Source organism: Bifidobacterium sp. W8103 (assembly GCF_016100775.1).
In the GTDB taxonomy this organism is placed as follows: Bacteria; Actinomycetota; Actinomycetes; order Actinomycetales; family Bifidobacteriaceae; genus Bombiscardovia; species Bombiscardovia choladohabitans.
Map to the genome: position 1 here is coordinate 355,469 of NZ_JACFRV010000001.1, position 13,064 is coordinate 368,532.

A 13,064-nucleotide genomic window follows, 5' to 3' on the forward strand; every position below is an offset into this window, starting at 1 on the left:
CTCCTCTCATCTCCCTGGTCCGCCATGAGGTAACCCTTCTTCCCATTTGCGCTGTCTACTGCCTTCTCCCAGGGTAACCGACCGCACAAAGCTAGAGTGTCCCCAAATACATAAGCAGCAGCTCCTACCACAAAGACCATCGGCATAAAACAAAAACGATCTTGACCATTGAGCGTTTAGCTCTCACATAATCCGTATATGTAGCTCCGGCGAAAGATGAGGGGATCTCTTTACGCATCCATTCTCCCAGGAATGGGAATCAGCTCACGTCCTTGACCTATGTGCTGGGAATACAACGCAAACTGCAGATGCCCCCCCCCCACATACAATTTATTTCTGAATAACGATCACAGCGGCCAAGAGAGGCGGCCATAGCAGGCGCTTGAGCCCACCATGCCGGAGCCCGGGTGCAAAAACTAACCAGCCTACCTTCTGATCTTTCAGGACACTTATAGAGGTTTGCATCTCCTGTTATAAAGAGGACTCCATTATGGGCGCATACAAAACGCTAGCAAGATAGGAAGCCTGCTAAGCAACCTGTCTCGCTAGGAAATTCTCAATTTTCAATGAATCAACCAATAGGGCAGAATTCCCCGGGATGACAGCGGCTCGGAGTTTTATGTTCTTCGAACCATTGGTGCCAATCGAAGCCTCCGTCATCTCCTTGTGGGACTGATGGAGTTGCAGGCGCCTGTGAGGATCCGCCACCTCGTTTGTTGGATGCTGGATGGTGGGACATATTGCTTTCCCGCTTGTTGTTGGAGGTAGTTGCCCTGCGTTGAGTGGCACCTTGCCGTTGTGTCCGCTGCTGGGCCGCTTGGGCCGCGGCCTCCTGGTCGGCCTGACTCTTGACCTGCATGGAGGAGTTCACCTGATCAATGGCCGCCTGCAAGGATCCAGCCGCATCATGGTAAGCCTTCGCCTCATCCCCCTTGACCTGGCCGGCCTGATTAATAGCTGTCTGCAGATTGTCGCGGGTCGCGTTGTCGGTCACCTTCCCGTCAGAATCGCCCAACAGCTTTGACGCTTCGTCCTTCTTCGCGTTCAAGGCCGTCTTAGCATCCTCCAGAGTCTTCGCATCCTTGGATTCGAGAACTGCCCTAGCCGACTTGGATACGGCCGCGTATTCACCGTCCAGCTTCCTTGCCCTGCCAGCCTCGGCATTCAGATCAACGGTGGACATGGGGGCCTTGCACGCTACAGTCGGCTGCTTGAGCCCGCCGACGGCCTTCGCGCTGCGGCTCATGTTCGCCACCGTCTTCGCATCCTTGACCTGGTCCCTCTTCACGCCGAATGCTTCACGGTAGCGGGCCATCCTGGCCGATCCGGTCTTCTCCTGCAGGGGCTTCACCGCCTGGTTGCAGGATTCGAGTGCCGCATCATGCCGACGGTTTTCAACCACGCGCCAGCCTACAAGACCTGCTATTACCGCCACCGCCACAATCACTATCACGACTACCGGAACCAACCACCTGGGGTGCGGTCTGTCAGACGGGGCACCCCCATCCTCCGATACAATTCTCGGCGGAGTCGAAGACTCACCCTCAATCGTGTCTGACACACCCCGCAAATTTGTAGTCCCCTCATCCCCGTGATCCACCATGACAAATCCCTTTTTCTTACTGAAACGAGCTACTGTCTTCCTCCAGCGTAACGGCCCGCACAAATCTAAAGTGGGCTCAAGCCCAAAAGCCAGCCATTCCCACCTACAAGACCCCGTCGGAGCAAATCAAAGATGACTCTTGGCCGATAAGTGTTCAATTCACACAAGGGTCGAAAATGTAGACCCCACCGTAGGCAAAACCGTGGTTTTCCTTTTCAATCGTTCTCTTCCTGTATGCGAAGCTAGGCACATGTCATGCTCACAGCCCACACTGTCGATACAGCTCCATATGCGATCTATTCCTCAAAGACGGCTATGGGAGTAGCCTTAAGCCCACCTATGCCGGAGCCCGGATACAGAATTCGGCCGACCTAACGTCCAATCTCCCCAAAGTCATCGTTTGAGATTCCCCTACATCTGAATACGAGAAGTGACAGCCCAGCGGCCTTTTACAAATAAGGCCAGCGAGATAGGAGACCTTGCAAGCAACTAGTCCCGCTGGCAAATTCTCAATCAATCAGCCAATGCCACAGGAACCATCCGGATTACAACCATGCATCGTATTATCTGGACGATGTATGAAGTCATTCCATTCATCTTCCCAAGACTTATCATTCCCTTGGTTTTGTGGAGCAGATCCACCGCCCTGATTGCCGGACGGCCGGGATGCGGGCCGACGGGATTGCGTGGAACCTCTCCGCCCATTGCTGGAGGAGGCCTGACGGCGTTGGGTGGCGCCCTGCCGTTGCGCCTGCTGCTGCGCGGCCTGCGCCTGCGCCTGGGCTGCGGCCTGCTGGTCGGCCTGGCTCTTCTGCATGGAGGCGTTCACCCGATCGATGGCCGCCTGCAAGGATCCAGTCGCATCCTGGTAAGCCTTCGCCTCATCCCCCTTGACCTGGCCGGCCTGATTAATAGCTGTCTGCAGATTGTCGCGGGTCGCGTTGTCGGCCACCTTCCCGTCGGAATCGCCCAACAGCTTTGACGCTTCATCTTTCTTCGCGTTCAGCGCCGCCTTCGCATCATCGAGGGTTTTCGCATCTCTGGAGGCGAGCACTACCTTAACCGCCTTGGATACGGCCTCGTATTCGCTGTCCAGCTTCTTAGCCTTGCTGACTGCAGTGTTCAGCTCGCCTGTGGACATGGATGCATTGCACTGAATCAAAGAAGGCCTAAGACCGCCAGCAGCCTTCACGCTTCTGCTCATGTTTGTCACGGTCTTCGCATCCTTGACCTGGTCTGCTTTCACACCTGACGCTTCACGGTAGCGGGCCATCTTTGCAGAGCTAGTCCTTTCCTGCAGGCTCTTGGCAGCCCGGTTGCAGGATTCCAGCGCCGAACCATGCCGGCGGTTCTCTACCACGCGCCAGCCCGCAAGACCAGCCACGACCACCACCACAACGGCGACAATTACCGCAACCAGCCACTTCCGATGTCGCCTGCCTGACGTAGTATCCTCATCTCCCGGCACGACCGTCGGCGGAGCCTTATCGACCTTGGCCTCTTCGTCTGCTTCCTCAACTTCTGATTCCTGATCCTTATCGCCCATAACCCTTTCTCCGATTCTCTTCGCCAAGCATCACACACAACGTACCAGGCTGAAAGATAACTACGAATTTATTATCACTCATGCAAAATCAAAATAGGCCTCGAGCTACCACTAATAAAGATATGTATGCAACTATTGCGAGCCCGTCCCCCGACAAGGTTTGCGTCTCGTGCCTGCATCGCAGATCCCCGTAATCGGTGATGCCGAAATGCGATTGTTTAAATTCCAAATTAACAGTCGGGTCCAATCACAGTTCGCACCTAGACGTACAGATGGCGGTACCGAGAGAAGCCATAGCCGGCAATTGACCTTGTTTTCCTATGTGAACATGAAAGCGTTGAAAGCGTTGACCGACTCTCTGCCCCAAACCTCTATGGTCGACAATGCCCTTACTTTGTCAGCCAAACCAAGCTATATCAACAAAGACAGAAGGTCTGAACAAGAAGACATAGATTGCATGAGAAAGGTTAACAGTTCTATTTTAGCATTTCCCCTTTCAAAGGCTTATACTTATGTATGAGAGACGGCCGTAAAGCTGTTCTGAATTTGGTACATTCATATATCTTCTGACTAAAATTTTCATATTCATTTAATCATTCACCTATCGAATTACACCAAATTTTGTATCGTCAGAGGATTCATAATCGGCTTCCTGATAAAGTATTGAATATCAATGCATCAATGATTCACTGCACAGCAGCGCACGGAAGTTGTTTGCAGCCTTGACGAGACCACGAAGACTGTGCAGCAGAGGCAGACTCTGATGGGTGACAGAGTGGCATCGCCACAAATATGCGAGGTGGCAATGCGCGCCTGCCCAATCAATCACTGATCCTGAAAAGAGACAGATGCTGAGGGAAAGAGGGAGTGTTTCATGGCGGACCATGATGGCGAGGGGGCTGCGGGTCTGGGGAGTGTGTCTGCTCCGGTTGTGGGTGAGGTTTCTGCTCCTGCGGCGATCATGCCGGATGATGGGGGAGCCCCGTCGGGCGGGCGGCATCCGAAGTGGTTGGTGCCGGTGGTTGTCGCCGTGGTAGCGGTGGTTGTGGCTGGTTTTGTGGGCTGGCGCGTGGTTGATAACCGTCGGCATGATGCGGCGTTGGACTCCTGCAGCCGGGCGGTGAAGGCCCTAAAGGGGAAGACCGGCTCGGACAGGTTGGCGCAGTACCGTGAGGCGGCGGGCATAAAGGCCGACCAGGTCAAGGATGCGAAGACCGTGGTGGCCATGGCGCGCAGCGTGAAGGACGCCGAAGGGATCAGGCAGCCGACGATCCGTTGCAAGGCCTCCATGTCCACCGGTGAGTTGAATGCGGCGGCCGGCCAGGCGAGAAAAATCGACGGCAGATATGCGGCTGTGGCCAGGGCTGCCAAGGCGGTGACCGCGTCCCGTGATGCGAAGGCCCTGGAGGATGCCAGGGCGGCCCTGGACGGGAAGAGGGAGGAGGCGTCGAGGCTGCTGGCCGATTCGGACGGGAAGGTTGCCGACAATGCTACCCGTGACGGCCTGCAGCAGGCCATCGACCAGGCCGGCCAGGCCAAGGGGGATGGGGCGAAGGCCTGCCGGGATGCGGTAGGCGCCCTGCAGGCGGCCATCGACCAGGTGAACGCGTCCATGCAGGCCAAGAGCCAGGCCGACCAGCAGGCCGCAGCCCAGGCGGCGCAGGCGCAAGCCGCGTAGCAGGCATCCCAAAGGTCAGGATCTCCGCAACGAAAGTCGGCGACCTCCAGCAACAGGCGGAAAGGCTACACACAATCCCGTCCAACCACCGGTCAACACGGCGGCGGAGGAGGCGGATCCGCCCCATCTACTCAACACAGTGGTGGATTTAATCTTCAGGACTACCCCAACCTGTGGAACCAGCTGCAGCAGGGCCACGAGGGGCCGGCCATCGACAACCAGGGGAACTGTATCGCCGATTGTTATGGATGGACAGGCTCTAATTAGGCTTTTACAGAGTCAGGTGGCTTGCCGGAATGGCTAATTCTAAAGACCCACCCTCCGCTCGGCATACACTGCAAAACCATCCCATCCATCTGTTGGTGCTCCATCTCGTTGATGCCCAACGCCAGCCTCGCCCTTTTGCTGCACTCGGCCAAATATCAGCGACCACATGGGACGACAATGGAAATAGAAGGCAAGTGAGTCGACGTGTTCAGTGCCACCTCGCTGCCCCTTTACCTGTCTCTATGTCATCTTGCCGCAGACCTTCAGACTTAAGACGAACTAGCGCCGTTGGAGTCTTGTCTCAAGAAGATCTCGGTGCAGTCCTATCTGAACGTATGAGGATAGCGCAGACCGAAAGTCTGCTCTTGGGGCCTCACACCCAAATCATCACCCTGAACGTCGCTCGGGCGCTGCTGCATACTGTTGGGCTGCCTGGCGTATAACGGCAGAAAGAGTAGGCATTTGACCAGCAAGCTTTGGCACGGAAGCATACCGAGTCGTTGCACTTTGTATCGGCATTTGCCAATACCTCAATAAATTGCTGACGCGGAAACCAGGGTTGATCAAGTAATCAACTATGACCATCTAGCGTAAGATCAACTGCAATCAGAACGTGTGTACTAGCACACGAATAAAAAAAAAACCTGGGCGATACATCAACCATGTCCTGTATTACTGCCAACATTGTCAACACTGCCAACACCGCATACTTAACACATCGACGAACCCATATCATCTCCGCCACGAATCTCTTGGTGGCCATCCTACATAGTGCTACAAGGTTCCATGGCTATCGGTTTTCCCTACTGAACTCTTAGCATACATAACACCGTTTTGAGTTTGCTCTCTTCGTCGTTGCAGTGATAACCATATCTATTCCCCTGGTATTCCTTCTGTTTCGCTTATCAGATCGGTAATGGACCCCTAGGGAGCGAAAGGTCGGCTACGAATGAAAAGCCGACGAGCGCCATTAAATCGTCAGAAAGTAAACAGAAATTTCTCAATTTTATTTGTTCTAGACCATCAGCGCTTATGCTACTGTGTCATTAGCGGCCAAAGTTGTCTTCGGCACGTGATTCGCCGGATGTTGGGGATTCTTGACAATATGGCTGCGATTCCTGGGGAAAGGGATCATACTATGCCTCGTCAGCACTCCAATATAACTGTATCCGCTCGACCGGCCTTGTTGATCAGCCTCCTGCTGGCAGTTATTCTGCCCTCAAGCCTCCTGGTCTGCACCTATGCCACGGCAGACAGCGCCACAACCCAATCCAGTGCGGCCCGCGCAGTAGCGCCGACCCCATATGGGAATAGCGGGGAGGAGGGGGATCGTGAAGCTAAGCAACAGTCCAGCAATGCTCCTGACATCACCACCCAGCCAACAGAAACAGCAACAACTCCCGTTTCTCCTATTTCCCCCTCTCCTCTGGCCACATCCTCCCCTGTGAATCCCACACAACCGACCCCCTCCATCTCCCCCACGCCGGACAAGACCGGGACTCCCGACGACAAAGACAACGCTGGACTGCAATCACGCGCCTCCACATCACACACCGTCACCTTCAGCAACCCCCAAGGCACCGACACGACGCAAACCATAGCTGACGGCGAGCGCGCGAAACGGCCAACGAATCCGACCAAAGATGGCTACCTGTTCGACGGCTGGTTCATCGGCTCAACACCTGTCGCCTACGATTTCAACCAGCCCATCACCAACGATCTGAAGCTCACCGCTCATTGGACCAAGGCGGATGCCTGGAGCATGAGCCCCGTGCAGGGACCGGTCGCCGGCGGCACGAAAGTCACCCTGACCCCGCCCGAACCCCGAGGAATACGCTTCAGCCAGGTCAGCGCTGGAAGGGGGCACATTCTTGCAGTCGCCTCGGACGGCAACCTCTACTCCTGGGGAAGCAACGATCATGGCCAACTCGGCGACGGGACCACCACTGAACGTCATGAGCCGGTCCCGGTGAAGAAACCCCAGGGCGTATCCCAGGATTTCACCTGGGTCCAGGCCTCAGCCGGATACTTGTTCTCACTAGGACTTGGGTCTGACGGCAGACTCTACAGCTGGGGCGACAATACCTATGGCCAGTTGGGGAACAACACTACAACCCCGCATTACACCCCCGAACCTGTTAACTTGCCACAAAATGCCCCATCCGGGTTCACATGGAAGCAGGAAGCGGTAGGTAGCCTGCATGCTCTTGGTCTGGGATCTGATGGCAAGCTCTACAGCTGGGGCAGCAACGATCATAGCCAACTGGGGGACGGCACTGCCACTGAACGGCATACCCCCGTCCAGGTGAAGATGCCAAAAGGAGTGCCCTCCGGATTCACGTGGAAGCAGATGAGCGGGTGGGGATGGCATTCTCTGGCCTTGGGATCGGATAACTGGCTCTACGGCTGGGGCGCAAATACCCGTGGTGAAGTGGGTACAGGATCAATCACCGATAATAAAATCACGCCCGTACGAATCGCATGGCCACAAGGGGCTCCCTCCGGATTGACCTGGGGACAGTTCCAAATGGGGGACTACTACTCGCAAGCTATCGGATCCGACGGCAACATATATACATGGGGTTACGGCGGAAACGGCAACGTTGGCAATGGGTCCACCGTTGACGTGTACGGCCCAACTCAAGCGCATAAACCCAATGGAGTGCTACCTTATTTCTCTTGGAAACAAGTAAGCCTCCTATCTGTTGCATCACTGGCCATTGGCTCAGACGGAAACCTCTACTCCTGGGGTGCCAATAACAATGGTCAGCTGGGCGACAACACCACTACGCAGCGAAACACCCCTATCCGGGTTGCTGCGCCGCAGAACGCGCCAACCGGACTGACCTGGGTCCAGGCAAGCGCCGGTTGGGACAACAACTCCTTCGGCTTGGCCTCGGATGGAAACCTGTACTCCTGGGGTAAAAACGCCAACGGCCAGCTGGGCGACAACACCACCAACGATCGGCATATCCCCGGCCGGGTGAACCTGCCCGGTACCACCACAGTCACTGCAGTCAGCTTCGGTGGAACGGCAGGCACGAACATAAGCAAGAACGCTGACGGCACATGGAGCGTCACCACACCTGCGCATGTGCGGGGAAAAGTGGACACAACCGTCTCATGGACTCTCAACGGCCAGCAGCCGAACGCCCACCTGGCCTATAGATACCTGGACTCCTATACCGTCACCTTCACCAGCACGGACAGCTCCTACCCGACACCCTCCGGCATGCCCCAAAACCAGACCGTCACCGAAGGCAAACAGGCCAAACGCCCCTTCCCCAATCCGAAAGCGGACGGCTGCCTGTTCGACGGCTGGTTCATCAAGGACGCCAGCAACGATTCCTGGATCGCCTACGACTTCAGCCAGCAGATCACCGGCAACATCACCCTGGCCGCCCACTGGACCAGAATGGACACCCACTGGGCCCTGAACCCCGACAAGGGCAACGTGCTCGGCGGCCAGCATGTGACCATCACCCCACCCACCATCAACCGGGGCATCCGCTTCAACCAGGCCAGCGCCGGAGGCTCCTTCTCCATAGGCGTCGCCAGCGACGGAAACGCCTATGCATGGGGCAACAACAAATATGGACAACTGGCTCAGAAACCGACAGATGCCGCCATGCAGAAAACTCCCGTCAGAATCCCCCTGCCCGACGGCGCGGATTCCAGCTTTACCTACACCCAGGTTGCAGCCGGCGACTCGCACGTCCTGGCCATCGGATCCAACGGCATCCTCTACAGCTGGGGACGCAACGATCACGGACAATTGGGCGACGGCACCACCACAGACCGGTACAAGCCCCAGCCCGTCAAGGACACCAGCGGCCAGCCATTCAAAGCCGTACAGGTCAGCGCCGGCGTCGCCGACTCAGCCGCCATCGACTCCGAAAGCCGCGTCTACACCTGGGGCAGCGAGAGCACCGGCAAGGGCCAGACGCCCGCGTACAGCACGACCAGGAAGAACCCGACTCCAGCCGCTGACCCGGACAATCCGGGACAGACCTTGCATGCGGTCCAGGCCAGCCTCAACTGGAGCTTCGTCATGGCCCTGGACGCCGATGGCAACGTGTACACCTGGGGATACAACACCAACGGCCAGATCGGCAACGGCACCAGCGACAGCACCAATTACGCATCCAATCCGGTCCGACTGCCAAATCAGTCCTTCCAAGCCACCCAAATCAGCGCGGGGAGTTGGAACGCCCTGGCCATCGATACGGACGGGAACATCTGGACCTGGGGATACAACGGGTACAGCCAGCTGGGGGATGGCAGCACCAGCGACAAGCACAAGCCACAAACCGTGCAGAACCCTACCAACACCAGCCAAAACCTTAAAGCAGCCCAGATCAGCTCAGGTGTGAACCACTCCCTTGTCGTCGGCCGGGACGGCAGCCTCTGGGCATGGGGATGGAACAGCAACGGCCAGCTGGGCATCGGCAGCACCGTCAATCAGAGCAAGCCTGGGACCATCAAGGACCCAGCAAACAATGCCCAAACGTTCAAGGCCGCTCGAAGCAGCGCCGGACAGCTCCATTCACTGGCCATCAGGCAGGATGGCAATCTCTGGACCTGGGGAGACAACCAGTACGGGCAGTTGGGCAACAACCAAACGGCAGCCAAAAGCACGACCCCCATGGCGGTTGCATTTGATCCGACGCCTTTGGTTCTTACTGGGGTCAAGTTCGGCGGCATCGACGGGACCAGCCTGTATCGGAACACGGACGGCACCTGGAGCATCACCAACCCGCCCCATGACGCAGGGCCCGTCGACGTGGCCGTCGACTGGACCATAGACAACGCCGCGCAGACGACCGCCCACCTGGGCTACACCTACGAGGGCATCCTGCCCAGGGCCGGCAGCACCGGACTCCTGGTCCTGCTCGCCGCAGGACTGCTCGCCGCCGCAGGCGCCACAGCAGCAGCCTCCCACCAGCGAGAAAGCAGCAGCCGCCGCCACTAAACTCTTTGCACGAGTAAGCGGGGTGGCCCCGCAAACCCCAAGATTGCGGGGCCACCCATTTCCTTATCCTGCTGTTTAACTCTCCAGCTGGAGCTGCGTAATCGCTGAACAAGGCTGATGGCGAACTATATGCAGAATGGTGTGTACAAAATCGTACCCAGTGAACGAAAAAGGCGTCCCGTTCACAGTTGAGCAATCCCACTGCATGGTCGATCAATCCCCCCGGTCTTCTTCGTTGAAGAGCAATTATCGGATTCCCAACACTGCTAACGAAAATCATACTACTTGCAAGTCAATGCAAGGCGTATATCCCTGCCACGCCACATCAGAATATCCGAAAGCCGACGCAGCCCACAATGCGGCCCATGAAAACCTCGACGAGACCAGGATGTTAACAATGTTATTATAGTTTACATTGTTAATCACCAACGATCGTTAGGAGGTATACCTTGCAACCTGCAAGAAACGACTCAGGAGAATATGCCCTGTCCTGTCGCCAGGTGCGCAAATCATACGGGAGCAAGCAGGTGCTCAAAGGTGTGGATCTTCAGATCAGACGTGGAAGCATCCTTGGCCTGCTGGGCAGGAACGGGGCAGGCAAATCAACACTGATCTCGGCACTGACCGGGCTGGGCCAGCCGGACTCAGGCCACATCACTGTCGAGGGGCACAACCCCTATCGAACCCCTTCACGCATCTTCGGCCGGGTCATCGGACTTGCTCCGCAAGACCTGGGCATCTATCCCCACCTCAGCGTCCGGGACAACCTGCGCGGCATGGCCGGTCTGCAGGGACTGAACACCAAGCAATGCAGCAAAAGGGCCGACGAACTGATAGAGCTCATGGGATTGGGATCCCAGTCAGGAACAGCAGCCGAGGATCTATCGGGAGGACAAAAGCGCCGCCTCCACACTGCCATGGCCATGGTCCACAATCCCCCGGTGCTCTTCCTGGACGAGCCGACGGTCGGAGCGGATGTAGAGGCCCGTGCCAGAATACTGGACATGGTCAAGGCCATGAGCCGGCAGGGCACCACCATCATCTACACCACCCACTATCTGAAGGAGTTGGAGGAGATGGGCGCGGACCTGGCCTTCCTGATCGACGGGCGGATCAAGGTCCAGGGCTCCCTGCAGGAGGTGCTCCACAAATACGCCAGGGCATCCCTGCGTATTAGCTTCGTCGGTCAGGCCCCAGGCCAGATCCCGGGATGGCGGACGGCAGACGGCTTCCTGGAGCCCGATCACCCGGTGTCCAGTCCAGAGCAGGAGTTGGCCCGCCTCCTGCAGAAGCCGGTCATGAAAGAGGCCCGTCTGTCGTCAGTCACCATCGTCCAGCCTGACATCGAGTCGGCCTACATGGCAGTCATGGGTGCATCCTCAAGCAATCCTGCCGGGTCACCAGCATGGGAAGACAGGTGAGCGCCATGCATTTCAACGGTTACCTGGCAGCCTTCCGACTCAATTTCAAAATCGAGCTGCGAAGCATCTGGCTGCAGGCGGTCATCGTGGCCATTCCCCTGATCATCATCCCCTTCATGCTGCCCTCCTACCGTGACTCCCTGCGGGCCCAAGGGCATCTGGGCGCGAACGGATCCGAGCAAGCGCTTCCGGGGTTCGCCATCCTTTTCTCCATGTTCTCACTGCAACTGGTCCTCCAACTCTTCTTTCAGGAGCACGAATGGCACACCTGGGACAGGATGCGGGTGTCGGCGGTCTCCCTCTTCGACCTGGTCATGGCCAAACTGAGCGTGTCCTTCATGGTGCAGGTGGTCCAGGTCTCTCTAGTCATGCTGATCGGTACGGCGCTCTACCACTATCGGCCCAATGGATCAGTCCTGGCTCTGGCCGCGGTCAGCCTGGCCATTTCGATTGTGCTGACCCTCTTCGGCCTGCTGCTCTACATCTTCTCGTCCTCGCAGAACATGGCCATGTCCTTCAACAACATTCTTGGCATGCTCCTGGCTGGTATGGGAGGTGCGCTCAGCCCTGTCTCCGGCTTCCCGGACTGGGCGCAGAAACTGGCCAAGGGCAGCCCCGTCTACTGGGCCATGGACGCCGTAGGAAAAATCAACTTCGAACATGCCGGAATGGCGGATATCTGGCCTGATCTGCGCATCCTGCTGGCCTTCCTGCTCGCCCTGGCTCTTCTGGCAACGGTATTATTCAAAAGAGGAGTACAGCGGAAGGAGTGAGGAAGGCATGGCTGACCCACCCAAGGCACCCGTCAAGACGACGCTCAACCGAGACTACATTCTGCGCTCTGCCCTATATTTCGTCGACGAGCACGGACTGGAGGCCCTGAACATCCGCGCCTTGGGCAAGCAAATGGGGGTGTCAGGACCAGCCATCTACCGCCATGTACCCAGCAAGGCCGCCCTGCTTGATGGAATCGTCGAGCTCATCTGGCAGTCAGCCACCGACCTGGACTCCATACCCCAGGGCATGGGATGGCGGCAAGCGCTTGAAGATGTCATGCTCCAGGTTCACCGGACGCTGCTTTCGCATCCCCGGGCGCTTCCGCTCATGGCCACGCATCCCATCAACACCGACCAGTCCTTCCACATGGTCAGCACCTGGCTGAATCAACTGACCGTTCACGGGCTCAAGGTCGATTCAGACATCATCCACCTGCTCAACAGCCTGGCCGGACTGACCCTGGGCAGTGCCATCGCCCAGGCCTCTCCCCCAGTCGGCGGTGCAGGTGGCCAAACCAATACGGATCTGGTCAAAAGACTGGCCGAGGATACCCAAGGATTCGATGATCTGAAAACGCTCTTCGCCTCTACGGACGACGGAATCAGTGCCCTTATGGAGACCAGCTACCGCAAGGGCCTGCACGCCCTCATCGCCGGCTGGCCCGCCTGATCAGTGGCCAATGGATCGTTCCCGGCCACGCACCCCTAAACTTTGATGTCCTAATGCGAATCGCCTTCACGACATTCCACCTGAGAGAGCCTTATCAGTACGTAGTATAGTTGAAAGTCGCTAGGCTTCCT

The 13,064-nt window shown here is 57.2% G+C and carries 8 protein-coding genes; 6 read left to right on the forward strand and 2 right to left on the reverse strand.

Annotated elements, in window-relative coordinates:
- Positions 1-571 precede the first annotated feature (571 nt).
- Positions 572-1,435, reverse strand: a complete 864-nt coding sequence (locus H3U90_RS01425; protein ID WP_198176755.1) for a hypothetical protein — start codon at positions 1,433-1,435, stop codon at positions 572-574.
- Between the two features lie 685 nt (positions 1,436-2,120).
- Positions 2,121-3,149 (reverse strand): hypothetical protein, encoded by a 1,029-nt coding sequence (locus H3U90_RS01430; protein WP_198176756.1) that lies wholly within the window; start codon positions 3,147-3,149, stop codon positions 2,121-2,123.
- A 169-nt stretch (positions 3,150-3,318) separates the two neighbouring features.
- Between H3U90_RS01430 and H3U90_RS01435 the strand changes: the two genes are divergently transcribed.
- The 6 genes from H3U90_RS01435 (at position 3,319) to H3U90_RS01460 (ending at position 12,933) form a co-directional block, all read left to right on the forward strand.
- Entirely contained in the window at positions 3,319-3,669 is a 351-nt protein-coding gene (locus H3U90_RS01435) for a hypothetical protein (protein WP_198176757.1), read from the forward strand.
- 354 nt (positions 3,670-4,023) lie between these two features.
- Positions 4,024-4,827, forward strand: coding sequence for a hypothetical protein (locus H3U90_RS01440; RefSeq protein WP_232340531.1), 804 nt, complete (start codon positions 4,024-4,026; stop codon positions 4,825-4,827).
- A 1,405-nt stretch (positions 4,828-6,232) separates the two neighbouring features.
- Entirely contained in the window at positions 6,233-10,066 is a 3,834-nt protein-coding gene (locus H3U90_RS01445; protein ID WP_198176758.1) for an RCC1 domain-containing protein, read from the forward strand.
- 449 nt (positions 10,067-10,515) lie between these two features.
- Positions 10,516-11,487: an ABC transporter ATP-binding protein gene (locus H3U90_RS01450; protein WP_198176759.1), complete on the forward strand. Its 972-nt coding sequence runs from the start codon at positions 10,516-10,518 to the stop codon at positions 11,485-11,487.
- Positions 11,488-11,492: 5 nt separating this feature from the next.
- Positions 11,493-12,260 carry an ABC transporter permease gene (locus tag H3U90_RS01455; protein ID WP_198176760.1) on the forward strand — a complete coding sequence of 256 codons (768 nt, stop codon included), beginning with the start codon at positions 11,493-11,495 and terminating at the stop codon, positions 12,258-12,260.
- A 7-nt stretch (positions 12,261-12,267) separates the two neighbouring features.
- Positions 12,268-12,933, forward strand: coding sequence for a TetR/AcrR family transcriptional regulator (locus H3U90_RS01460; protein ID WP_198176761.1), 666 nt, complete (start codon positions 12,268-12,270; stop codon positions 12,931-12,933).
- Positions 12,934-13,064 lie beyond the last annotated feature (131 nt).

Coding starts and splice junctions, on each gene's coding strand:
- H3U90_RS01460 (WP_198176761.1), top strand. CDS start 12,268: ATGGCTGACCCACCCAAGGCACCCGTCAAGACGACGCTCAACCGAGAC.
- H3U90_RS01445 (WP_198176758.1), top strand. CDS start 6,233: ATGCCTCGTCAGCACTCCAATATAACTGTATCCGCTCGACCGGCCTTG.
- H3U90_RS01430 (WP_198176756.1), bottom strand. CDS start 3,149: ATGGGCGATAAGGATCAGGAATCAGAAGTTGAGGAAGCAGACGAAGAG.
- H3U90_RS01455 (WP_198176760.1), top strand. CDS start 11,493: ATGCATTTCAACGGTTACCTGGCAGCCTTCCGACTCAATTTCAAAATC.
- H3U90_RS01440 (WP_232340531.1), top strand. CDS start 4,024: ATGGCGGACCATGATGGCGAGGGGGCTGCGGGTCTGGGGAGTGTGTCT.